The organism is Falsihalocynthiibacter sp. S25ZX9 (assembly GCF_041205405.1).
GTDB classification, from domain to species: Bacteria; Pseudomonadota; Alphaproteobacteria; order Rhodobacterales; family Rhodobacteraceae; genus Falsihalocynthiibacter; species Falsihalocynthiibacter arcticus.
This window is the reverse complement of sequence record NZ_JBGFCD010000224.1, coordinates 1-306: the sequence shown is the minus strand read 5'-3', so window position 1 is coordinate 306 and position 306 is coordinate 1. Positions and strand designations below refer to the sequence as shown.

The 306-nt window shown below is 54.6% G+C and carries 1 protein-coding gene; it reads right to left on the bottom strand.

Annotated elements, in window-relative coordinates:
- Nucleotides 1–306 (bottom strand): enoyl-ACP reductase (locus AB9F29_RS22015; RefSeq protein WP_369757264.1); only part of this gene is annotated, 306 nt, incomplete at both ends.

The window sequence follows — 306 nt, the reverse complement described above, 5'->3', positions numbered from 1 at the left end:
GGGTCCAAGATCGTTGGCAAGATAGCGCACCGCCGCTTCGAGCGCGGCTTTGGCAACGCCCATCACATTGTAGAACGGCGTGACGCGATTTGACCCTTGGTAGGTCAGGGTGATGATCGTGCCGCCGTCGGTCATCAAAGGGGCTGCGCGGCGGGCCACTTCGATGAGGGAATAACAGCTGATGTCGAGAGTCTTTTTGAAGTTCTCGCGGCTGGTATTTACGAAGCGTCCAGTGAGCTCATTTTTATCCGAGAAGGCAATGGCATTGACGATGAAATCGATCTTGCCCCATTTTGCTTCGAGTTC